The organism is Rhodococcus sp. 14-2483-1-1, assembly GCF_002259335.1.
In the GTDB taxonomy this organism is placed as follows: domain Bacteria; phylum Actinomycetota; class Actinomycetes; order Mycobacteriales; family Mycobacteriaceae; genus Rhodococcoides.
Window position 1 is genome coordinate 218362 of the sequence record NZ_NPFX01000011.1, and the last position, 22940, is coordinate 241301.

21 protein-coding genes and 1 riboswitch are annotated in these 22940 nt (G+C 64.0%); of the genes, 8 read left to right on the forward strand and 13 right to left on the reverse strand.

Going from position 1 to position 22940, the window contains the following annotated elements:
* The first annotated feature begins 52 nt into the window (after positions 1 to 52).
* Positions 53 to 955, forward strand: a complete 903-nt coding sequence (locus CH294_RS09770; RefSeq protein WP_094737775.1) for a cutinase family protein — start codon at positions 53 to 55, stop codon at positions 953 to 955.
* Here the strand turns inward: CH294_RS09770 and CH294_RS09775 are convergent.
* Positions 934 to 2460: an MFS transporter gene (locus CH294_RS09775; RefSeq protein ID WP_032401648.1), complete on the reverse strand. Its 1527-nt coding sequence runs from the start codon at positions 2458 to 2460 to the stop codon at positions 934 to 936. The two genes, CH294_RS09770 and CH294_RS09775, sit on opposite strands and share 22 nt — an antisense overlap.
* A gap of 98 nt (positions 2461 to 2558) precedes the next feature.
* Here CH294_RS09775 and CH294_RS09780 point away from each other — a divergent pair, with 98 nt between their 5' ends.
* The gene (locus tag CH294_RS09780) at positions 2559 to 2855 is read left to right on the forward strand and encodes a putative quinol monooxygenase (protein ID WP_032378781.1); all 297 of its coding nucleotides are present in this window, start codon (positions 2559 to 2561) and stop codon (positions 2853 to 2855) included.
* Here the strand turns inward: CH294_RS09780 and CH294_RS09785 are convergent.
* The 3 genes from CH294_RS09785 to CH294_RS09795 all read right to left on the reverse strand — a co-directional run bounded on the left by CH294_RS09785 (position 2790) and on the right by CH294_RS09795 (position 5916).
* Positions 2790 to 4298, reverse strand: a complete 1509-nt coding sequence (locus tag CH294_RS09785; protein ID WP_032401647.1) for a phage infection protein — start codon at positions 4296 to 4298, stop codon at positions 2790 to 2792. The two genes, CH294_RS09780 and CH294_RS09785, sit on opposite strands and share 66 nt — an antisense overlap.
* A gap of 87 nt (positions 4299 to 4385) precedes the next feature.
* Positions 4386 to 5000, reverse strand: a complete 615-nt coding sequence (locus tag CH294_RS09790) for a histidine phosphatase family protein (RefSeq protein WP_094737776.1) — start codon at positions 4998 to 5000, stop codon at positions 4386 to 4388.
* A 4-nt stretch (positions 5001 to 5004) separates the two neighbouring features.
* On the reverse strand, positions 5005 to 5916 hold the full coding sequence (locus CH294_RS09795) for a LysR family transcriptional regulator (protein WP_094608943.1): 912 nt from the start codon (positions 5914 to 5916) through the stop codon (positions 5005 to 5007).
* Positions 5917 to 5998: 82 nt separating this feature from the next.
* Between CH294_RS09795 and CH294_RS09800 the strand changes: the two genes are divergently transcribed.
* Complete coding sequence (locus CH294_RS09800) at positions 5999 to 7228, forward strand: MFS transporter (RefSeq protein WP_094737777.1); 1230 nt, start codon at positions 5999 to 6001, stop codon at positions 7226 to 7228.
* On the opposite strand, the gene CH294_RS09805 is transcribed toward CH294_RS09800, so the two are convergent.
* The 5 genes from CH294_RS09805 to lysX all read right to left on the reverse strand — a co-directional run bounded on the left by CH294_RS09805 (position 7214) and on the right by lysX (position 13735).
* The gene (locus CH294_RS09805; protein WP_094608945.1) at positions 7214 to 7690 is read right to left on the reverse strand and encodes a DUF4190 domain-containing protein; all 477 of its coding nucleotides are present in this window, start codon (positions 7688 to 7690) and stop codon (positions 7214 to 7216) included. The two genes, CH294_RS09800 and CH294_RS09805, sit on opposite strands and share 15 nt — an antisense overlap.
* 50 nt (positions 7691 to 7740) lie before the next feature.
* Positions 7741 to 8142, reverse strand: coding sequence for a PPOX class F420-dependent oxidoreductase (locus CH294_RS09810; RefSeq protein ID WP_094737778.1), 402 nt, complete (start codon positions 8140 to 8142; stop codon positions 7741 to 7743).
* 171 nt (positions 8143 to 8313) lie between these two features.
* A complete protein-coding gene (locus tag CH294_RS09815) occupies positions 8314 to 9318 on the reverse strand; it encodes a beta-ketoacyl-ACP synthase III (RefSeq protein WP_032401643.1) in 1005 nt (334 codons plus the stop codon).
* A 100-nt stretch (positions 9319 to 9418) separates the two neighbouring features.
* Positions 9419 to 10315, reverse strand: coding sequence for an alpha/beta hydrolase (locus tag CH294_RS09820; RefSeq protein WP_170944661.1), 897 nt, complete (start codon positions 10313 to 10315; stop codon positions 9419 to 9421).
* A gap of 108 nt (positions 10316 to 10423) precedes the next feature.
* On the reverse strand, positions 10424 to 13735 hold the full coding sequence (gene lysX, locus CH294_RS09825) for a bifunctional lysylphosphatidylglycerol synthetase/lysine--tRNA ligase LysX (RefSeq protein WP_094737779.1): 3312 nt from the start codon (positions 13733 to 13735) through the stop codon (positions 10424 to 10426).
* Between the two features lie 303 nt (positions 13736 to 14038).
* Between lysX and CH294_RS09830 the strand changes: the two genes are divergently transcribed.
* Positions 14039 to 15022, forward strand: coding sequence for a hypothetical protein (locus CH294_RS09830; protein ID WP_094608947.1), 984 nt, complete (start codon positions 14039 to 14041; stop codon positions 15020 to 15022).
* On the opposite strand, the gene CH294_RS09835 is transcribed toward CH294_RS09830, so the two are convergent.
* The 4 genes from CH294_RS09835 to CH294_RS09850 form a co-directional block, all read right to left on the reverse strand.
* Positions 15004 to 15558 (reverse strand): GNAT family N-acetyltransferase, encoded by a 555-nt coding sequence (locus tag CH294_RS09835; RefSeq protein WP_094737780.1) that lies wholly within the window; start codon positions 15556 to 15558, stop codon positions 15004 to 15006. The genes CH294_RS09830 and CH294_RS09835 overlap by 19 nt on opposite strands.
* A gap of 140 nt (positions 15559 to 15698) precedes the next feature.
* Positions 15699 to 16118: a TIGR03668 family PPOX class F420-dependent oxidoreductase gene (locus CH294_RS09840; protein WP_032401639.1), complete on the reverse strand. Its 420-nt coding sequence runs from the start codon at positions 16116 to 16118 to the stop codon at positions 15699 to 15701.
* A gap of 15 nt (positions 16119 to 16133) precedes the next feature.
* On the reverse strand, positions 16134 to 17483 hold the full coding sequence (locus CH294_RS09845) for a bifunctional diguanylate cyclase/phosphodiesterase (RefSeq protein ID WP_094737781.1): 1350 nt from the start codon (positions 17481 to 17483) through the stop codon (positions 16134 to 16136).
* Between the two features lie 106 nt (positions 17484 to 17589).
* Complete coding sequence (locus CH294_RS09850; RefSeq protein ID WP_032401638.1) at positions 17590 to 18639, reverse strand: LacI family DNA-binding transcriptional regulator; 1050 nt, start codon at positions 18637 to 18639, stop codon at positions 17590 to 17592.
* A 47-nt stretch (positions 18640 to 18686) separates the two neighbouring features.
* On the opposite strand from CH294_RS09850, the gene CH294_RS09855 reads away from it, so the two are divergent.
* The 4 genes from CH294_RS09855 to CH294_RS09870 all read left to right on the forward strand — a co-directional run bounded on the left by CH294_RS09855 (position 18687) and on the right by CH294_RS09870 (position 22867).
* Entirely contained in the window at positions 18687 to 19886 is a 1200-nt protein-coding gene (locus CH294_RS09855) for an MFS transporter (RefSeq protein ID WP_094737782.1), read from the forward strand.
* Between the two features lie 45 nt (positions 19887 to 19931).
* Positions 19932 to 19996: riboswitch (cobalamin riboswitch) on the forward strand.
* 65 nt (positions 19997 to 20061) lie between these two features.
* The gene (locus tag CH294_RS09860) at positions 20062 to 21090 is read left to right on the forward strand and encodes an ABC transporter substrate-binding protein (protein ID WP_094737783.1); all 1029 of its coding nucleotides are present in this window, start codon (positions 20062 to 20064) and stop codon (positions 21088 to 21090) included.
* The gene (locus CH294_RS09865) at positions 21087 to 22112 is read left to right on the forward strand and encodes an iron chelate uptake ABC transporter family permease subunit (RefSeq protein WP_094737784.1); all 1026 of its coding nucleotides are present in this window, start codon (positions 21087 to 21089) and stop codon (positions 22110 to 22112) included. The genes CH294_RS09860 and CH294_RS09865 overlap by 4 nt, the downstream gene beginning before the upstream one ends.
* A complete protein-coding gene (locus tag CH294_RS09870; protein ID WP_032378793.1) occupies positions 22109 to 22867 on the forward strand; it encodes an ABC transporter ATP-binding protein in 759 nt (252 codons plus the stop codon). The genes CH294_RS09865 and CH294_RS09870 overlap by 4 nt, the downstream gene beginning before the upstream one ends.
* Positions 22868 to 22940 lie beyond the last annotated feature (73 nt).

The following is a 22940-nucleotide window of genomic DNA, read 5'->3' on the forward strand; positions in this document are numbered from 1 at the left end:
TTGTCGGTATCGAACAACGAAGCGTTCGATCACCCAGTGAGGCCCCCTCCCCATGAGTGTCAAGAAGATCTGCGCCGGTGTCGGCGTCGCTGCAGCGGTTGCATCCGTTCTGGTCGTCGGAGCATCGCCCGCCGCCGCTGATCCGGGCGATTGCCCGTCCATGTACGTCGTGGCCATTCCGGGAACCTGGGAGACCAGCTCGGGTGCCGCACCGAAGCCTGGGATGCTCACCGACGTCACCGATCGTCTCGGCGACGACATTCGCACCGACTACGTCTCGTATCCCGCCACCGCGTTCCCGTGGGAGGGCGAGGTCTACGGGCAGTCGCGCGCCGCTGCGGTCACCAATGCCGGCGGGATGTTGAAGGCGATGGCAGATCGTTGTGGGGCAACAAAACTCGGCATCATCGGATACAGCCAGGGAGCCGACGCGGCCGGTGATCTCGCCGCGGCGATCGGCACCGGGGTCGGCGTCGTTCCTGCCGACAAGGTGGTGGCGGTGGGTCTGATCTCGGATCCCAAGCGCTCCGACACCGACGCTCTGGTCGGTCCTGCCGTGGTGGGCACCGGGGTCGGTGGACCTCGCGTCGGAGGATTCGGTTACGTCAGCCCTGTGGTGCGGACGTTCTGCGCCGTCGGCGATCTGTACTGCTCGACGCCGAAGGACGACTACGTGGCGCGTCTGGCCGGTTTCCTCGCTGTCTCCTCCAACCCGGCGCCCGATGTGGCCGATCAGTACTCGCAGGAAGCGCAGTCGTTGATCGCGGACTTGGCGGCGGCCGGAGGCCTTCCGGTTCTGCAGGGTCAGCTCACCGACCAGGCGAACGAACAGCGCAGCCGGGAGATCGAAGCGTTCTACCGCTCGGGAATCCATCAGGAATACCAGAGCTACGACGTCGACAACGGCCAGTCCGCGACGCGCTGGTTGGCGCGCTATCTCTCCGACGCGGTCTGACGGCGAAGTAGCACGAAGACAGCCACCGCACTGACGGCCATCAGACCAGCGCTCCACCCGGCCGCCAGATTGAAGCCGTCGATGAACGACGAGTTGGCGACGGCAGTCAGTTGCGAGCCGAACGGCTCCGGTAGGTAGTCGGCTACGGCGATGGCACCGCCGATGGTTTCTCTGGCGGGATCGGCGATCTCGGCGGGCGTGCCGACCGGGATGACGTCTTCCATGCGGTGGCGGTAGACGGTGCTGCCGATCGTGCCGAGGATCGCGATGCCGACGGCCCCGCCCAATTCGGCTCCGGTTTCCGACAATGCCGATGCGGCACCGGCCTTCTCGGGTGCGGCGGCGGTGAGAACGATGTCCGAATTGAGGGTCGACGCCGCTCCGATACCGAACGTCAACAGGGCCATCCCGGTGAGCAGTAACGGTAGGCCCGAGTCGGCAGCAACGAAGACCATTGCCGCGCAACCGAAGGCGATGAACATCAGGCCACCGGCGATGATGGTGCCGGTCCTGATCACCTTGCTCAGTGTCGGCGCAAGGACGGCGCCGGCCGCCGCCGCAACAGCAGGTATCAGCAGCCACAGTCCGGCTTCGAGCGGTCCGAGGCCTACGACGAGTTGCAGATACTGCGAAGCGAACAGGCTGAACCCGGTCATGGCGAAGATGACGAGGAACTGCACCACAACCGCTGCGCTGAAGGCTCGTTCGGCGAAGAGCGTCACGTCGATGAGCGGATTCGCTGCCTTCCGTTGCCGGATGACGAATACCGTGCCCAGCGCCAGCCCGAGCACGGCCGTGGTGATCGTTGCTGCGTCGATCCCCTCCTGCGCGCCGTGTTTGATTGCATAGACGATCGAGAGCATCGAGGAGATTGCGAGTATCACGCTGATCGGATCGAATCGTCCGGGGTCCGAATCCTTGAACTCGGGGACCAGCAGCGGTGCCGCGACGAACAGCACCACCATGATCGGAATGTTGATCAGAAACACCGAACCCCACCAGAAATGTTCCAGCAGAACACCTCCGATGACGGGACCTACTGCTGCTCCGCCGGCGAACCCTGCGGTCCACAGTCCGATTGCTTCCTTGCGCTGAGCGGGGTCGTGAAACATGTTGCGTATCAACGACAGTGTGCTCGGCGCGATGGTCGCTCCGCCGATTCCCAGTAGGGCCCGTGCGACGAGAAGCATCTCGGGAGACGTGGAGAACGTTGCGGCGAGTGACGCCGCACCGAACACGACTGCACCGATCATCAGGAGGGTCCGCCTGCCGATGCGGTCACCGAGAGAACCCATGGTGATGAGCAGGCCGGCGAGGAGAAATCCGTAGATGTCGAGAATCCACAGCGTCTGATTGCTGGTGGGTTCGAGATCGGCCGTCATGAACGGCAGAGCCAGATAGAGCACCGACATGTCCATCGACACGACGAGAATGGGTACCACCAGTACTGCGAGGCCGAGCCAATCCTTCTTCGTGGCGCGCTGCTCGGTGGTCCTGTGGCTCACTGTGACTTCCCTTTCCGTACGGACACCCCAGCTTAGGGGTGTCGGGAGTACGTTCGGTGAGGAAAGTGGGACTCGCCGAAAGAAGGAAACATCACCTCATGAGCAACGATCTGCAGGTTGTCGCGACGATCATCGCCAAGCCCGACGCTATCGACGCGGTGCGCGACGGCTTGTCTGCCCTGGTGGCCGAAACCCGGAAGGAAGAGGGCAACATCTCGTACGAGCTGTTCGAGTCCGCAGTCGAGCCGGGGACCTTCGTCACCGTCGAGTTGTGGAAGTCGCAGGAGGACCTGGACGGTCACATGCAGACTCCACATCTGCAGCAGGCTCTAAGCGAGTTCGGTGCCCATCTCGCGGCCCCGCCCGCTATCCACCCGCTCCGGCCCGTCGGCTGAGTCACCCCGCGCGCTGACGTACACGAGTGCCGAGACAGCCAGCAGAGCAACCGTGGCACCGATCGCCAGCCACCCGGTCCCGCTCATCTCGCCCGACGCGATGATGCGGGCACCGGCGGCGGTGTAGCTCATCGGCATGAATGCGGCGAGGTCGCCCCAGATCGGTGCCGTCGATGCGTATGCAAAGCCGCAGACGACGACCTGCACCGCGAGGGCGACAACGTTGACGATCTGTCCGACGACGGCACCGAGTACGCGTTGAATTGCGCCCGCTGCAGCGAGATATGCCGCGGCGGAGACGATCAGGAATACGCCTGCTCCGATCACCGGTCCGATGGCGGCGTCGGTGGCGAAGGCGAACGCGAATGCGGCGCTGATGCCCACTGCGGCGACGGCCGCTCCGACGGCGAGCCAGCGCGGCTTGGTGTCCCTGCCCAGGACCCGCACGAGGCTGACGCAGCCGAGAGCTCCGAGGGCCACCAGGGCGGCGATCAGGTACGGGGTGGCACCGGTGCCGGTGCTCGTCGACGTGGCGGCGACGTTCTGATCGGCGGTGGCGCCGTCGGTGGCGGCTGCGGCTCCCTGCGGAAGTGCCGCGGAGGCGTCGCGCACGTTGGTCGCGATGCCGTTGACGATTCCCTCGACCGGCTTGACCGACGTCACGAGCTGATCGGTGCCGGCCTTGAGCTGCTGGCCACCGTCGTCGAGTTGACCGAGTCCGTCACGCAACTGCACCGTCGCGTCGCCGAGCTGCGCGGTGGCACCGAGGAACTGACTGTTCGGGTCGTTCAGTTCGGTCGAGAGCTGCTGAGCGCCACCCTTGAGGGTCTGCAGCTGCGCGAGCGTATCGGGACCGAAGGCTTGCGTGTTCAGGGTGTCGATGACGCCCCGGATTTCACCGGAGATGGCGTCTGATCCCGGGTGTGGAAAGCGATCGACCTGGTCCGCGGTGGCGGCGAGCTTTGCGGTGAAGTCGGCCTGCAGAGCGCCGAATCCGGCGAGCTGGTCGACCACCTGGTCGACGCCACCGCTGATCTGCGATGCGCCGTCACCGAGCTGGCCGATGCCGTCGCGGTACTGCCCGAACCCGTCGGCGAGCTGGATGGTTCCGTCGTGAGCCTGGGTGATGCCGTCGGCGAGCTGCCCGACGCCGTCGTTGAGCTGCGTTCCGCCGGCGGTCAGCTGACCGATGCCACTGGAGAGAAAGGTGATGGGAAGGGACGCGCTGTTGAGGCTGGTCCGCGCCGCAGCCAGGGGATCTGCCGACGCCTGCTCGGATGCCGGTGCCTGCTCGGTATCGGCCGCGACGGTGGTCGTCTCGGTGGCGGACTCGCCGCCGAGGTCGTAGCCGGTGCCGAGTGCGAAAGCACCGACTGCCACCAGTGGAAACGCCAGTGCGGTGAGAGCAACGGCAGGACGTCGGAAGATACGCAATTCACCCATGATGAGTTCGAGGCTAACTGCCGCCGACGGCGTTCTTGACCGACGCGTGTTCGCAGACGCCGTGTTCGGTGGTGCTGACCTGGGATTTTAAGAGGTCTCTGTGGATTGCCGATTGCGAGGTAGCAGGTCCCATACGTGCTCGGTTTCGTTCACCGAGGACACCGATCGCGCACCGCTCCGGGAGAACAGAATGCGCGTCACCGAGCAGTAGTCGATCGGAAATCCCAGGACTTTCGGGGTCTGCAGAATGTCCTGCAGCAGGATGTTGATGACGCCGCCGTGGGCGAAGAGTGCGACCGTGTCGTTGTGCCTGCCGGCCGACACGATGTCGGCTACTCCGGCCAGCACGCGCTGCCGAAACGCGTGCTCGTCGACCTGTTCGGGGAGATGCCCGGCCTTGATGCGATCGAAGGCCTCACGGAATTCGGTCTTGGCCGTTTCGATCGGGACGTAGCCGCCGAAATCGCGATCGTATTCGGTCAAGCGCTCGTCGGGTTCGACGGTCAGACCGAGCCGATCGGCCAACGGCTGTGCCGTCTGAACGGCGCGGAGCTGGGAACTCGCGACGACTCGAGAAATCGGGAACCGGGCCACGGCATCCGGCACCCGCTGGGATTGTTCGACGCCGAGCTCGGCGAGAGCAGGATCGGCCGAGGTCTCCGAACGCTGCGGCAGCGCATGCCGCACCAGAACCAGTTGCATCGACTCACCTAATCACGAGTGTTCGACCGCTGCGTTGCACCATCGCCCGAAAACTGGCCACCTGGCGCGGAAGGTCGGCTCGGGGATTCCACACCATGCCGATGCGCCTGCGTGCCGCGGGTTGGGTGAGGCCGATGTCGACGGTCCCGCCCTCACCGCCGTGCGCACGGATTCGCGGCAGGATGGCTATCCCGAGACCGGCGCCGACCAGTCCGCGCACAGTGTGGGTGTCCTGGCCCTCGAATGCGATGCGCGGGCTGAAGCCGGCGTCGGCCCACAACTCGTCGCAGATCGATCGCATTCCGAAGCCGTGGCCCATCGCGATGTAGTTCTCGTCTGCAGTGTCGGCGAGATCGACGGTTCTTCTCGACGCAAAGCGGTGATCTGAGGGCACGACAAGCATCAGCCGCTCGTCGTAGAGCTGGAACGAATTGGCGTCGGTGTGCTCGGCGCTGAGAGATACGAACGCCAGGTCCGACACCCCATCGGCGAGCCGCTCCAGGCAGCGCGCGCGTGCGCCCTGGTCCAGATCGAACGTGACGGCCGGGTGGTCGACGCGGAACTGACGGATCAGTGCGGGTACGACGTCCTCGCCCAGAGTGTTCTGGAACGCCACGGCGATGCGGCCCCTGGCTCGGGCGTCGTGCTCGGTCATGGCGTCGATGCCGGCGTCGAGGTCGCTCAACGCTCGCTGCAGGTACGGGATCAACACGCGCCCGGCGCTGGTGAGCACGATGCCGCGGCCGCGTCGTTCCACGATGTCGACGCCGAGGATCGCCGACGCGCGAGCGACCTGACGGCTGACGGTGGGTTGTGGAACGCCGAGAACGTGGGCGGCGTCGGTGATGTGCTCGGTGTCGGCTACCGCGACGAGTGTCGGCAGCAGGGGCAACAGCTCGATCGTTTCGCGCCGCATGGTCGAATCATAGCTCTGCCGTATCGATTGGACACGTCTCATGCATTGGACGAATGTAGTGAGCACTTCTAACGTGATCGGTATGACTACGACGTGTACCGACGTCCTCGAATGGGAGGGACACCCCAGGGGATCGCGCGAGTACCGACGGTTGGTGCTGGCATTGCTGTTCGCCGGAGTCGCGACCTTCGCTCAGCTGTATTCGGTGCAGGGAATTCTGCCGCTGATCGCCGCGAACCTCGACATCACGCCGTCTCAGTCGTCGCTTGCCGTCGGTCTCGCGACGGTCGGGGTGGCAGTGTCGGTGATTCCCTGGTCCGTGGCCGCCGATCGCGTCGGCCGAGTGCGGGCGATGACCGCCTCGATCCTCGTTGCGACGACGCTGGGTCTGCTGGTTCCGTTGTCGCCCTCGCTCGAGGTGCTGCTTGTCGTTCGATTCTTCGAAGGTGCTGCGCTGGGCGGACTTCCGGCGATTGCGATCGCGTACCTCAGTGAGGAAGTCCACCGCAGTCACACCGCACTGGCCGCCGCCACCTATGTTTCGGGGACGACGCTGGGCGGATTGCTGGGCCGCATCGTCGCCGGACCCGTTGCGGAATACACCAACTGGCGCATCGGCACGCTGACCGTCTCGGTGATTGCTGCGCTGGCCGCCGCGCTCTTCGTGTGGCTGGCCCCGAAACCGCGAACGACACTGGCACACAGCGAAATCCGTGACCTGCCGGGTCGGCTGTGGGTGAACCTACGCGAACCGGGAATGCTGGCGCTGTACGCCCAGGGCTTCCTGCTGATGGGCGGCTTCGTCGCGATCTACAACTTCCTCGGATTCCGGCTCGAGGCCGTGCCTTTCGGGCTACCGCAATCGCTGATCAGCCTGATCTTCGTGGCGTATCTGAGCGGTACCGTCTCCTCCCGAGTGGGCGGGAAGCTGGCGACGAAGCACGGACGATCAGCAGTTCTCGCCGGAGCCACCGCCACGATGATCGTCGGAGTGGCGTTGACGATGGCGTCGAACCTCGCCGTGATCCTGATCGGCCTGGTGATCCTGACCATGGGCTTCTTCGCCGCCCACGCCATCGCGTCGGGATGGACCGGGCAACGCGCAGTGCACGGCCGCGCTCAGGCGACCTCGCTGTACAACCTCTTCTACTACGGTGGCTCGTCCATCGTCGGCTGGCTCGGCGGCGTGGTCTTTCAGTCCCTGGGATGGAACGCGTTGGCGCTGTTCGTCATTGCGTTGGCCGTCGTCGCAGGAATCTGGGCTGCGTGCCTGGGCGGTCGGCTGGCGCGGCCGGTCTCAGTAGGTCGATGAGGTCGACGCCGCCACCGCGAACAGAATGATGGCCCCAACCACGATGACGAACAGCGCGATCGATACGTACCCGACCACCAGGCCTGCCGTAGCGAACCCGGATCCGCCCTCGCCGGTGCGCTTGATCTGACCACGCGAAATGTGGCCGCAGACCACGGCGCACACCGACGCGATCAGCGGCAGAAACGTCAGACCCAGAATCGCCAACACGAGGGAGACGATCGCCAGCGTGTTGGTGGGTGCGGGCGTCTGATATCCCCCACCGGCATACGGTGCATTCCCGTACTGCGGGTTGGGATACTGGGGGTTTTGGTATTGGGTGTTGGCGTACGGGGGATTCTGGAACTCGGGATTTTGGTACTGGGGGTTCTGGTACGGCGGGTACTGCTGCTGGCCCGGGTACGGCTGATCCTTGTCGGATGCGTCGAACGGATCGCTGCCCTCGCCCTGCGGATTCACCATTGCGGGAGTTTGACACTTCGACACCGTCGCCGCAAGAGCGCACGCAGTGGTTACGTCCCGAGCTTGCCCCAGCCCACATACGCGTCGACGGTCACGTATCCGGTCACCCGAGGCTGATCCCGAACCGGATACGGATTGCCGGTGTAATGCGTCGAAATGCGATCGATATCCACCAGATTCGGGTCGTCCTGCAACTCGATCGAGCCGTGCACCGTCACATGCGTGTACCAACTGGCCTCGTCCAACACCGAAATGGAGACCTTCGGATTGGCCCTGATGTGCTCGAGACGCTTCCGAGACGCGTCGAAATTGAGCACGATCTTCCCGTCCTCCCACAAATACCAGGTGGGTGCGGTGATCGGCGTTCCATCGGCACGAACCACAGCCATGACTGCGGGATTCGGCTTCTTCAACAATTCCACAGGCTCATCGGGTAACGGGGGCTTCGGCATACGACAACCTTACGACTCGTCCCCCGCTCTGGTCTTGCTTCCGCCCACACCGACCCCCGAAGTCCACTCGATGTGCCATTGACTGCCAAAAAGGCCACTGAATGTCACATCGAGTGCACTGGGGGATCCGGGCGCGGTGGGAATCGAGTCGAGTCCAGGTGGGGGCGTCGACTACAGGTTGGGGAGTTTGACTACCTGTCCGGCGTAGGAGAGTCCGGCTCCGAAGGCGAGGAGGAGGGCGGTATCTCCTGCTTTTGCTTTGCCGGTGCGCAGCAGTTCTTCCATGGCAAGGGGAATCGAGGCTGCCGAGGTGTTGCCGGTTTCCGCGATGTCGTTGGCGACGGGAGTGCTTTCGTCCAGGTTCAGGCTCTTGGCCAGCAGGTCGGTGATACGGCTGTTGGCCTGGTGCGGGATGAACGCGTGCAGTTCGTCGGTTTTGATGCCGGCGACGTCGAGTACCTTCTGCGCAGCTTTGCCCATTTCGAATGCTGCCCAGCGGAAGACGGAGATTCCGTTCATACGGATCCAGGGTCGTTCGAGGTCGGCTTTGGTGATGTAGTCGTACCAGTCGGTGGTCTGGACGATGGCGTCGGATTGCGAGCCGTCGGATCCCCACACGGCCGGTCCGATTTCGGTTTCGTCGCTCTGTCCGACGACCACGGCACCGGCGCCGTCGGCGAAGATGAAACGCGTGGTGCGGTCGTAGGGGTCGGTGGTGACGCTGAGCTGCTCCGCGCCGATGACCAACACGTACTTCGATGTTCCGGCCTTGACCAGGTCGGATGCGACGGCCAGGGAGTAGCAGAATCCTGCGCAGCCAGCGCAGATGTCGAAGGCGGCCGGTCCCTTGGTGCCGAGGCCGTGTGCCACCTTTGCGGCGGCCTGAGGGGTCAGCTCGAGATGAGTCGACGTGGCGACGATGACGGTGTCGACCTGGTCGGCCGTGATTCCACTTGCCTCGAGGGCCTTGCGCCCGGCCGAGATCGACATCTGGACGACGTTTTCTTCGGGTTCGGCGAATCGGCGGTTCTTGATGCCCGATCGCGTCTGAATCCACTCGTCACTGGAGTCGATGAACTCGCAGATCTCGTCGTTCGTGACTATCCGTTCGGGGCGGTGAACGCCGAGTCCGAGTAGTTTCGACTGTCGGCCCTGCGTTGTGCTGATCGCACCCATCTTGAATTTCCTCTCGTGCTACCGCGCCATCGCCGAGCTTCGGCTCGGGTCTTGGGCTGCGGGCTCGGTGACACACGTTACGTGCGTCGCCGCGAGGAGTTCACACCAGTTCGGCGATGAGGGCCGCGACCTCGGCAGGTTTGTCGATCATGGCGTGGTGATGGGCGGGCATGACGACGGTGAAATCCGCTTGCAGGTAGGCCGCGAGTTTGCGCTGCGTTCGTATCCATCGCTTGCCCCACGGGGACGGTCGTCCCGTATGTGCGGCTGCCACGATGACGGGCACTTCGAGTCGGAACCTTTTGCGAATGCGGTTCAGTTCGACAGCGAGATCTGGATACACGACGTCCTCGGTCAGCGCGGCGGCGAGATAGGTGGGCCGGCGGTAGATGTCGTCCACCCAGTCGAACGTTTCCTGCGGTATGCCGTCGGGCGGGGTTGCCTGATTGAGGACGCGTCGAACGCGAGGGCCGACCAGTTTCTGCAGGCCGGTTCCACTGAGCACCGCTGCGATCCTGCGTGCGGCCTCGATGCGTACGGCCGCCGGGATGATGCGTCGCGGGTCGGATTCGGCGCTGGAGTCGAGAAGCAGAACCCCGCGGATGCGCGACGGGTACAGCCGGGCGACAGCCTCGGCATAGAAGCCTGCGATCGAATGGCCGGTCACCACCGCCGGTTCGGTGACGCCGAGCGCGTCGAGAACTCCGAGGATGCGTTCGGCTTCGCCCCGCACGGTGGGGGTGACACCGGCGGGAAGCGGGTCACTGAGTCCGAAGCCGGGACGGTCGATCACCACGACGTGGTGCTTGTGGCCCAGAATGTCGACGGTGTCCTGCCAGTCGAACCAGTTGCTGCCGAGTCCGCCGCACAGGACGACCGTGGGGCCGGAGCCGCGCACGAGTACGTGGAGGCGCTGGCCGTCGACCTCGACGAAGCGTCCAGGCGGATGTTTCACGGGAAACAACGCACTGGGCTCGCTTCTGTCTCCACGGTCCATGTTCTCTCCAGGGCGATAGCGGTGACGCGTTTCCGGTTTTCGCCACTGTTTACAACCATATTCCCTGTTTTGCGTCGTTCAGTCCAGTCGGAACTGTGAACTCAGGCGTCACTGACGTGGCTTGGCCAGCGGGAAAGCCAAGGTTTCACGGATGCTGCCTCCGGTGATCAACATGACCACCCGGTCGACACCCATTCCGAGACCGCCGGTCGGCGGCATTCCGTGTTCGAGCGCCTGCAGAAAATCCTCGTCCAAGCTCATCGCTTCCTCGTCGCCGCCGGCTGCCAACAGTGACTGCTCGGTGAGGCGCTGCCGTTGATCGACGGGGTCGGTCAGTTCGCTGTACGCGGTACCCAGTTCCACGCCCCACGCGACGAGATCCCACTTCTCTGCCACGCCCGGAATGCTCCGATGCGGTCTGGTCAACGGTGACATCGACGTCGGAAAGTCCTTGTAGAACGTGGGGAACTCCGTGTAGTCCTCGACGAGATGCTCGTACATACCTTGCGCGAGCGCCCCTGCGTCCCAGGACTTCTCGTACGGTATGTCGTTTTCGTCGCACAGTCGCTGCAGCTCCTCCAGTGGAGTTGCCGGTTCGACGGGTACCCCCAGCTTCTCGGCGACGGCACCGTGCAGTGTCTTGACGGGCCACTCGCCGGAGATGTCGATCTCGATCATCTCCCCGTTCGGGCCGTCGGGACGCAGGATGATCTCGCGACCGTGCGCCGCAACGGCTGCACGCTGAATCAGCTCGCGGCACAACACCATTGCGCGTTCGTAGTCACTGTGCGCCTCGTAGGCTTCGAGGATCGTGAACTCGGGATTGTGCTTGAAATCTGCGCCCTCGTTGCGGAACACCCGGCCGACCTCGAACACCTTCTCCATACCGCCCACGCACAGGCGCTTGAGATACAGCTCCGGGGCGATCCGCAGATACAGATCCAGGTTGTAGGCGTTGATATGAGTGATGAACGGTGCCGCGTTCGCACCGCCGTGCACCTGCTGCAGGATCGGGGTCTCGACTTCCATGTAGCCGCGCTCTCCCAACGAATCACGCAGGGATTTCACAACATTGGACCGTGCGATGAGTAGGGAGCGAGCATCGCGATTGATCGCCAGATCGACGTAGCGTTGCCGCACCCGCGCCTCCGGGTCGGTCAGACCGCGGTATTTGTCGGGCAAGGGATGTAGGCATTTGGCGTTCATCCGCCACTCGGTGGCCAGCAGCGACAGCTCACCACGCCTGCTGTACCCGATGGTTCCGCTGACCTCGATGAGGTCACCCAGGTCGAAGTCGGCATCGAATTCTTCGATTCTGTCGCCGACGCGTTCGCGATCGAACAGCACCTGGATATCGGACGACCAGTCCCGGATGACGGCGAAGGACACGCTGCCGTAGTCGCGGATACGCAGTATGCGGCCCGCGATCCGGACCGTTGTTCCCTGGGGCGATGCCGCCGCGTCGCCGACCGTGTGGGTCGGGGGATAAGCGACGGGATAGCCCTCGATGCCCTCGCTTCGGAGGCGTTCGAGTTTCGACATGCGGACGCGCACCTGGTCCGGACGTTTGCGGCCTGGCACGGGTTCGTCTGTGAGAGTGTTCGGTCCGCTGCCGTCGGGATGGATGTCCTCGGCGTCGGCCAGAGCGGCGGGCACCGCGACATGGGACCCGGTGTGCTTCGATGCACGCCGGAACGTCGGGAGCGTGAGGAAGCCCTCGGCGATGGCCGACGCGATGCCGACCTTGGGCAACACTCGATTGTCGGCGAAGCACAGGTAGCGCGGCTCCCACTCCGGCAGATACTTCACGTTCGATCGGTACAGCGCCTCGAGCTGCCACCACCGAGAGAAGAAGACCAGCATGCTGCGCCAGATCCGCAGAACCGGACCGGCACCGATTCGGCTGCCCTCCTCGAATGCAGCGCGGAACACCGCGAAGTTCAGCGAAATCTTGCTGACGCCGAAATGATCTGCACCGGTGGCCAATTCGGTCACCATCAGTTCGATCACTCCGTTCGGTGACGCTGGATCGCGGCGCATCAGATCCAACGACGCGCCGGTTCGACCCCACGGCACCAGGGAGAGAACACCCACCACCTTCTCGCCCTGAACCGCCTGCACCAGAAGACAATCGCCGTCGAGCGGATCACCCAACCGGCCCAACGCCATCGAAAATCCGCGCTCGGTCTCGGTATCGCGCCACGCATCCGCGCAGGAAATGATCTCTGCCATCTCCTGCGAGGAGATATCGCGATGACGACGCACCGTGACCACGACACCCGCCTTGCGAGCCCGGTTGACCGCCTGACGCACGGGGCGCATCTCGCGTCCATTGAGGTTGAAATCCTTGGTTTTCAGGATTGCTTCGTCGCCGAGTTCGAGGACGCTGAGCCCGGCGCGCTTGTAGGCGGTAGCTCCGATCTCGCTGGCCCCCATGACAGCTGGGGTCCAGCCGTACTTCTCGGCCAGGTCGAGCCATTCCGAAATGGCATGCGGCCAGGCCTCGGGGTTGCCGATCGGGTCACCGCTCGCCAGACACACTCCCACCTCGACGCGATACGTCACCGCCGCCTTGCCGCTGGTGGCGAAGATGACGCCCTTGTCGCGGCGCGTCGCGAAGTAGCCGAGGGAATCGTCGGCACCCCATTTGTCGAGCAGGCCGCGCAGCGCCGATTCGTCGCGACCGGTGAGCGCGTTGCTGGACCGCTGCGATCGGAACAGCGTGACCACGGCCCCCAACAGCGCCAATGCGCCGAACAATCCCAACGCCGTGTTGACGAAGCCGTTGGGCCTGCCGTCGAACTGTTCGTTGTCCACGGTCGCCAACGCGGTGACACGGTTGAAGGCCCACAGAAATGTCTGGCTTTCCGGCAGCGATCCAGGGAACAGCGCCACCAACGCCCACCCGATGACGGTTCCGACGGTCGCCCCGAGAACGAGTACGCCGAGCGCCTTCCACACCGCACCGCGACGGACACGGGTGTAGAACTCCTTACGCGCAGCAATCAGCAACCCTGCCGCTACCACATGGACCGCCAGCGCGATCCACGAATTGATGTCCTTGTCCTGGGTACCTTCGACGACATTGGTGAGCGCCAACAACACCAGATAGATGGTCAGCAACCACCACGCAATTCTCTTGCGGCTCGACAACGCCGCCGCCAGCAGCCCGACGACGAGCGCCCAGGACAAACTCGTATCCGGCGCATCGAAGTAGTACCTGTCGACGTATTCGCGAGGGGCATGAACGAGATAGCGAAGAGTCGGCGACAGACTCCACAGAAACAACGCCGCCGCGAACACCCCGAGCACCAGCCCCGCGATGTGCGGAACCTCGCGCAAACGACCGCGCTCGGGTGGCGAAAACGACCGGGGAACCGAGGATCCGGACCGCTCCGAGGGAACTGCTGTCGCCGTCATATCTCACTCCCGAAGTCAGAATGCACCTATGCAAGGTAGACGGTATCCCCGTCAGCCCCGAGTCAGGCGACGGATTCCCACCCCGCTCGCCACTCAATGTGACCGACTGTGGCCTTTTCGACGGTCAATGTCACATCGAGTGGCCCCTGACTCCCGACTGGACGCCGATTGTGGGATCACCATCGCCCGGTGCGGCATCGGAGGGTCAGGCGTTTGTCCACAGGGTGTGAGTTATCCACAGCCCAGCACGTTCACCGTCGTTTTGTGAGATTGCGCCCGTGCGGGCAGAGCACCATCAGGGGTATGAAGCGGGGCGGCGCAAAGATCGATGCGAAGGTGATCGCGGCTGCGTCGGACCGTGGATTGGTGCGGACGGCGCATCTGCTGGAGCTCGGGGTGGCGTCGAAGACAATTGTTCGACGCACCCTGCCCGACGGCATCTGGTCTCGGGCGCTGCCCGGACTGGTGTTCTTGAAGAACCGGTCGTTGACGCCGATGGAACGAGCGACTGCGGTGTCGATCTACTGCGGCCGCGATGCCGTGATCAGCGGTCGGGCGGGGTTGGCGTTGCATGGATTGGGGTCGGCCGGGTCGTTCGAAGAAACGTTTGCACTCATTCCCGAGTCGCAGCATCGTAAGTCCGTGGGTTTCGCAGCGGTGGAGCGTACGTGGCGGATGCCGACCCCGGAGATCAAGTCGGGGCTGCGCGTCGCACCGGTTGTTCGGTGCCTGTGCGATGCGGTACGGCGGATGAGGAATACCGAACAGTGCATGGGTCTGATTGCGAGCGTCGTTCAGCGGGGAGCAGCCACCGTGGACGCGATCATGAAGGAACTCGACGCCGGCAGCACCCGAGGGACTGCGATGCCTCGGCGAGTGTTGCGGGAATTGGCTGCGGGCGCACATTCTGTGGCCGAAGCCCAAGCCCAGAAGCTGTATCGACGCAGCGGACTTCCGGCGATGCAACACAACGTGGCTGTGTACGACGCGCAGGGAAAGTTCCTCCTGATCGCTGACAATTGGCTCGATGACGTTGCATTGGACTGGGAGATCGACTCGCTCGAGTACCACCTGTCGCCAGTGGCCCACAGAGCGACTGTGGAGAGACGCGAGCGAGCGCAGAACGCCGGCCTCATCGTGGTGACACACCTTCCGAGCGACATACGCGACGATCCGGAACGGGTGCTGTCGGACCTGCGGTCACGTTACGAGCAGGCCAAAGCACGGGAGCGTCCCGACGTCAGGGCGCGCCCGACACCGGACCGGACCTACCGACGATCCGGCTGATACACCCACACCATGTGTCGGCCGGTTTCGGACGCCGCCGCGATCGATCGATGCTCGATGCGGTCCAGGGCGAAGCCGAGCCTCTCGGGTACGGCCTGGCTCCTCGAATTTGCTGCATCGCAATGGATTTCGACACGTGTGATGCCGTCGAGTTCGAGTGCCTCCCGCACGAGCGCCGCGGTCGCCTCCGTCATCACCCCACGTCCTTCGGCGTCGGCTTCGAGCCAGTACCCCAATTCGATTCCGTGCGGGCCGATTCTGCGATGCATACCGATCTTGCCCATGAAGGACCCGTCGACCAGGTCGAAGATCCCGTAGTCGAACATCTCGCGGGCGTCCCATTGCTCACGCGCGTCTGCGATACGAGCATCTTGCGTAGTGACCTCGGCGGATTCATCCGTCACCCACCCCATCCACGGAAGTAGCCGCGTGTGATTGCGAGCGATCGCATCGGCAACGATGACGGAATCGTGCGCCGACTCACGACGAATCACAAGGCGTTCGGTCTCGATCCAATCGGGAGGTGCGACGGCCATAGTGATCAGTCTGACGACTGTGAGGCATATCGGCGAACGATTTTTGTTGGACTTTCGCCCGCTGTCATGTCCACTCGATGTGTCATCGACGGTCGAAAAGGCCACCGGATGTCACATTGAGTGGACGAGCCGATCGCATGTCAGGAAGCGGACCAGGATCGCCAGGACAGTTTTTCGATGATGATCACCGGGCCCTCAGGTCTGTTGTTCTTGTATTGGCTGTATTTCGCGACCAGGGCGTCTATGGCCGCTGTGCCGTCGGTGCTGGAGGACTCGGCGATGTGGGCGTTTCCGTCGGCGCGGATCCACCAGAGCTGGGACCAGTCGTCGGTGTAGTGGTCGACTATGAGGCTGACGGCGGAGTCGGCGCGGATGTTGTCGAGTCGCTGGAGTTTCTGGGTGGTTTTGGGTTTCCAGTCGATGGCGGTGACGATGCGGTCGCCGGTGTCCGCGACGGCGAAGACGATCGGTACCAGGTGTGGTGTGCCGTCGGGGTTGATGGTGGAGAGCTGAGCTCGGGGTGCGTCGGTGAAGCGTTGAACTTCGTTGTCGATCTTCACGTTCGGTTCCTCGGGTTATGCGGATTCGCTGTGGGTGCTGTGTCGGGCGATGAATTGTTCGAGTGCCGCACTGGACATGGGGCGCCCGAGCAGGTGTCCTTGGCCGAACGTTACGCCCATGTCGGTGCAGATCTGGAGTTGTTCCGCGGTCTCGATTCCCTCGATGACGGTGTCTTTGCCGAGGGTGGAAGTGACGTCGACGAGGGCGGTACACAGCGTGGTCATGGCGCGGCGCCGGTGCAGGTTGTTGCTGTCGAGGTGTTGGGTGAGGGATTTGTCGATCTTGAGGATGTCGACGGGAAGGGTGGCGAGTCGCTCGAGGGAGGAGAAGCCGCTGCCGAAATCGTCGATGGCGATGAGAACGCCGTGGCGTTGAACGTCGCGAAGTTGGTAGTGCACGGCATCGAGGTCGTGCAGTGTCTGCGATTCGGCGAGTTCGAGTGCAAGCCGTCCGGGTTCGATGCGGTAGGTGTCGACGATGTCGATGACGTCCGTGGCGAGGGTTCCGGTGGCGAAGTGTGCGGGGCTGACGTTCACCCCGATCTGGAGGTGGATGTCGCGGGCCTGCCAATCGGCGATCGTGCCTGCGACCTCGGTGATGATCCATATGCTCAGTGGGACGATGAGGTCGGCGTCTTCGGCGAGGGGTATGAAGGTATCGGGCATCAGCAGGCCGAGTTCGGGGTGGTTCCATCGGATGAGCGCTTCCGCGCCCACAACGGTTCCCGTCGCCAGTTCGACGATGGGCTGATAGGCCATCGTCAGTTCACGCTCGACCATGGCGACGCCGCGGAGCCGTTCGATGAGTTCCAGTCGGGTGCGGTTGGTGTTGTGCAACTCGTCGGTGAAGACGTGATGCTTGTTCCGCCCGACGGCCTTCGCGGCGTGCATCGCTGCGGTGGCATTGTGAACCAATTGCGTTGCGCTGATGTCTGTGTCGGTGCTGGAGGCGACTCCGACGCTGGCCGTGAGGGTCAGTTGCCGATTGCCGAGCTCGAAGGCGGGTTCGAAGATGCTCGCGAATCCTGCGGCCATTGCCCGGGCGGCGATGGAGTGGCATCGGCGTGCGATGACGACGAATTCGTCGCCGGCGAGTCGGCCGATTGTGTCGCCGGGGCGCAGAGACGCGGTGAGTCGGTCGGCGATCATACACAGCAGTTCGTCACCCTTGGCCGGCCCGAGTGCGTCGTTGAATTCGCGGAATCCGTCGATGTCGACCAGCAGGACGCTGAAGTGTCGGTCCGAGCTCTGGCAATCGAATTCTGCGGTGATGAGGGCAAGAATCTCGTCACGGCTCGCAAGTCCGGTCAGCGCATCGTGGCGGGCGCCGACATGACGGGGCGGCGCGTCGTGCTCTCGGCTCACTGTTCCCCCTCATGGCCGGATAGCCACAACGGATACTAGCTGAGAGTTTGCTTTAACGCTATAAACCGGGGACATCCCCTTTTTATGACCTATTAGATCACGCTGTTCACGGTTTGTGGCCCGTTTCGGCTCCTGTCGAGCCTCGTTCTTCGACCCTCCAGGCCGCGGGGTCCACGGAGTCGTCGAGCCCGAGTACCCACCGAGCCGCCGAGCGTCCCTGGTCGAACAAGGACTGCGCCACCGTGGTCAACCCCGCAGCCGCTGCAGCGGTGGAGTCGTCCCATCCAGTGACGGCCAGCCGTGATGGAATCTCGACACCGGACGCCGCTGCAGCGTCGAGAGCTCCGAGAGCGAGTTCGTCGCTCATCACGAGCAAGGTGTCGATCACGTTCTCCTGCAGCAACAGTCGCACAGCGCGATCGCCCTCTGCGCGCGCGTTGTGGGTAGTGAACAGAGTCGGCACCGTCGACCAGTCGATACCCACGCGCAGGCATGCGTCGCGATAACCGTCCAATCGAGCGCGCGTCACCGGCATCGAGACGTCCGACGGGTCCGCGCCGCGCACCACGGTCGACGTGCGTAGCGAATCGGGTCGAAGGGCCACGATCGCCGGGTGTAGTCGGTCCTTCAGCGCAACAGTGGCCACGGCGTCGGCCGCTGTGCGGTCGTCGATGGTGATCCACTCCAGACCCGGATGGTCGGGCCCACCCTGGATGCACGTCGGACGGCCGGTGTCGACGAGTACGTCGAGGAGGGGGTCGGCGATCTCGGTGGTCCACACCACGTATCCGTCGACCTGGGCGTCACGGATTCGATCAATGTCGTTGTCGCGATGCAGGTTCGGAAGCATCACGAGCGCGGTGTCGGCGTCGAGACACGCGTCGGCGATACCCGACAGGAAGCGTCGAGCCTGCGGATCCTCGAAGGCATAGGTCAGCTTTTCTCCGAGTACGACGCCGATGCTGTTGTGCTTGCCGCTCCGCAACGAGCGGGCCGCGCGGTTGGGACCGGTGTAACCGAGATGCGCCGCTGCTGCGTGGACGCGGTCCTTGGTGGTCTCCGAAACGCGGTTCGGTTGGTTGTAGGTATACGACACGCTCATGGTGGAGACGCCTGCCGCCGCGGCGACGTCCGCCATGGTCACCCGAGTGTTCACCGGGCAACTGTAGCGCGATACCGCCGTGTTGTGTAACGATACACAGCATGTCGTCACCACTACCGAAGCTTCTCGTGCTCGCCGCGGCCGCCTTCATCTACGTCACGGCGGAAACCCTGCCCGTGGGCTTGCTCCCGGAGATATCCGGCGATCTCGGTGTCAGCGAAGCGGCCGTCGGGCTCCTGCTGACCTTCTACGCCTACGGCGTCGCTGTGATGACGATGCCGCTGATCAGGTTCGTGCGCGAGTGGCCACGTCGCCGAGTCGTCGTGATCACCGTTGCCGCGCTGGCACTCTCGCAACTGCTCTCCGCAGTGTCCGTCGGCTATCCGATGTTGGTGATCTCGCGAATGCTCTGTGCCGCAACGCACGGCATATTCTGGGCCGTCGTTGCGCCCGTTGCGGCGTCACTGGCGTTGCCCGGCAAGCAGGGCAAGGCCATTGCCACCGTATACGCGGGAACCTCGTTGGCATTGGTTGCCGGCAATCCGCTCACTGCTGCACTGGGGCAATGGCTCGGATGGCGCATCGCTGCAACAATTCTCGGAATAGTCGCGGCTGCCATCGCGGTGGCGCTGCATTTCGTACTTCCCTCCCTACCGGTCAGTCGAACTGTTTCGGACAAGAAAACGACACCGCGGGTGCTCGACGGCACCCTGGCGATTCTGTGTGGTGTGACGTTTCTGGCCGTCCTCGGTCATTTCGCCGCGTACACCTATTTCGCTCTGATCGTCGATCGAGCAATCGGTTCGGCCGGAACCACACTGACGCTGATGTTGATGCTGTACGGCCTGTTCGGAGTGGTCGGGATCTGGGTGATCGGCAGAACGTACGACCGTTGGCCCCGTCACTCCACCATCGCGGCCCTCGGTGCAGTTGCCGTCGCGGTGGCGATTCTGTGGTGCACGCTCAGTGGAGCACCGGGGAGCTTCGCCGTGTTCGCCGTCGTGGCCATCGCGTTGTGGGGGCTGGCATTCACCACGCTCCCGGTGTGCATTCAATCTGCGGTTGTGCGGGCGGCACCGGGCGACGCGGACAAGGCGTCGGCGATCTACGTGGTCGCGTTCCAACTGGCGATCGCCACAGGCGCCCTGGTGGGCGGTGTCGTCGTCGATGCCAGTGGCATCGTGGCCGTCACCGCTGCTGCAACGGTTCTGGTTGCTGGTGCCCTCGCGGTGGTTCTACTGGCGCGCAACACTTTCCCGCGAACCCACGCACAGGAGCCGGTGAGAGCTGCGGCACGCTGACCGTTGTGGTACCCCGCACGATAGGGTCAGTACGCGACGAACGAGGGAATCCGGTGCAATTCCGGAGCTGGCGCGCAACGGTGACGGGTGAGAGCTCGAAGTCCGAATGCTCGGACGTCGTGATTCAACCCCACCCGCGGCTCCGCGACACGAGCCCCAAGCAGGAAGCCCTTCGATGCGCACCACTCTCGCCGCATTCGGCGCTGTCTCCATCCTCCTCGTTTCTGCCTGTTCGACGGCACCGACGCCCGAAGCGTCCACCGACCCGACCGGCAGTTATCCGCTGACCATCGAGAATTGCGGCCGCGAGGTCGTCGTCGACGCGCCGCCACAACGTGCAGTGTCGCTGAATCAGAGCTCGACGGAAATCCTCCTCTCCCTGGGACTGGCCGACCGAATGGTGGGCACCGCCACGTGGACGGACCCGGTTCGCTCCGATCTCGAAGCAGACAACGCCAAGGTTCCGAGGCTGGCCGACAACAAGCCGTCACTCGAGGTCGTGCTGGACACCGAGCCCGATTTCGTGTCGGCGTCGTTCGGCGGGAACCTCGGTCCAGGGGGTGTCGCCGACCGAAGCCAGTTCGATCAACTCGGTGTACCGAACTACCTCTCACCGACCGACTGCAACGGAAAGACCGACGAGAGCGTCAATTCCGACGGTGCTCGCACGCAGCCGCTCGAGATCGAGACCGTCTATCAGGAGATCCGAGACCTGGCGGCGATCTTCGACGTGCGCGACCGCGGTGAGCGCTTTGTCAGCGAGCTGCAGGACCGCTTCGCGAAGGCTTCCGGTGCGGTCGACGCCTCGGGTACGACGTTGGCGTACTGGTTCGCCGACACCGATACCCCCTACATGGCGGGGTGCTGCGGGTCGTCGGGCATCATCACCAATTCTGTCGGCGCCGAGAACATCTACGCCGACACCACCGACGAATGGCCCCAGGTCAATTGGGAGAGTGTTCTCGACCGAAATCCGACGGCGCTCGTTCTCGCGGATCTGAGCCGTCGCAGCATCGCTGGAGATGCCCTCGACAGCAAGATCGAGTTCCTCGAGTCGAATGCCGTCACGAGCCGTCTGACGGCCGTCGAGAACAAGCGCTACATCGTCGTCAACGGTGCCGACCTCAACCCGTCGATTCGTACCGTCGACGGAGTCGAGAAAGTGGCTGCTGCTCTGAAGAATTGGGGACTGACCACCCGATGACCCGAACCGATCGCGGGTTGTTGATCCCGCTTCTGCTCGGTGGTTGTGCGGTGTTGGTGCTGTCGATCGGGGTGGCCGTGACGATCGGCCCGGCGTCGGTGTCGGTATCCGATGTGTATCGAGTGATACTGGGGCACATCGGGATCGGGACGGCAGAGGTCAGTCGCATCGAGGACGGTATCGTCTGGGAGCTGCGGCTGCCCAGGACGTTGCTCGCCGCCGTGTGTGGTGCCGGGCTGGCGCTGTGCGGCGCAATCATGCAGTCGCTGCTGCGCAATCCCCTGGCCGACCCGTTCGTCTTGGGAATTTCGTCGGGAGCATCCACCGGCGCCGTCGTCGTAGCTGTGCTCGGAGTCGGCGGCGGCGCACTGTCGCTGTCGACCGGAGCGTTCGCGGGTGCGCTGCTGTCCTTCGTCCTGGTGATGCTGCTCGCCGTCGGAGCGGGCGGCGGGAACGACCGGGTCGTACTGGCGGGAGTGGCTGGTACGCAACTGTTCTCGGCACTGACGTCGTTCATCGTCATCTCCTCGGCCGATGCCGAGCAAACCCGTGGGGTGCTGTTCTGGCTGCTCGGCTCCCTGAGCGGTGCCGACTGGACGGACGTGGCACTGTGCGGTGCGGTCACGCTGTTGGGAATGACGGTGTGCCTGTTCAACACCTCTGCCCTCGACGCCTTCACGTTCGGGCACGACGCGGCCGCATCTCTCGGCGTTCCGGTGAAATGGGTGCGAATCCTGTTGCTGGTCATCACTGCATTGATCACCGCTGCGCTCGTCAGCGCGGCAGGGGCAATCGGTTTCGTGGGGCTGGTCCTGCCGCATGCCGCCCGATTTCTCGTCGGGGCGCGGCACCGTCGACTATTGCCGACGACGGTGGTCATGGGCGCCATCTTCATGGTCTGGGTCGACACCATTGCCCGAACAGTGTTCGCACCCCAGGAAATTCCCGTGGGAGTGGTCACTGCACTGATCGGAGTGCCTGCCTTCGCCCTCATTCTGTTCCGGCTCAGGAGATCCCGATGACACTGCACGCCAGAGATATTCGCTGGACACGCAGCGGACACCCCATTCTCGACGGAATCAGCTTCGAGCCGGAGCCAGGGGAGACCATCGGTCTGATCGGCCCCAACGGATCGGGCAAGTCGTCCCTGCTACGAATCCTTGCGGGCATCGTCGCCCCCGACAGTGGCGACGTGCTGCTCGACGGAGACAGCCTCCGTACGTTGCGTCGACGGCGCGTGGCCCGGCGCGTGGCGATGGTCGACCAACACTCCGACACCGACGTCGACATCAGCGTTCGCGATGTCGTGCGTCTCGGGCGAATACCGCACCACGGAATCCTCGGTGGAGACGCGGCGGACGACGACATCGCGATAGCCCGAGCACTGACCGACACCGCCATGGCGTCGAAAGCCACCCGGCGCTGGCACACACTCTCCGGCGGCGAGCGCCAACGCGTCCAGATCGCGCGCGCCCTGGCTCAACAGCCCACCGAACTACTGCTCGACGAGCCGACCAATCACCTCGACATCCAACATCAACTCGACATCCTCACCCTCGTCGCCGGCCTACCTCTGAGCAGTTACATCGCCCTGCACGACCTCAACCTCGCCGCGATGTTCTGCGACCGCATCGTCGTCCTGAACAACGGCACCATCGTGGCGTCGGGAACCCCGGAAAATGTGATCACCGAGCACCTGGTCCGGACGGTATACAACGTGCACGCCAGCGTCACGAATGCCGACAACTATCCACAGGTGACCTATCGACGTCCCTGATTCCTCCCGCTACCGGGCCCCATGAGTCCACTCGATGTGCCATTGACCCCCGAAAGGGCCACCAAATGTCACA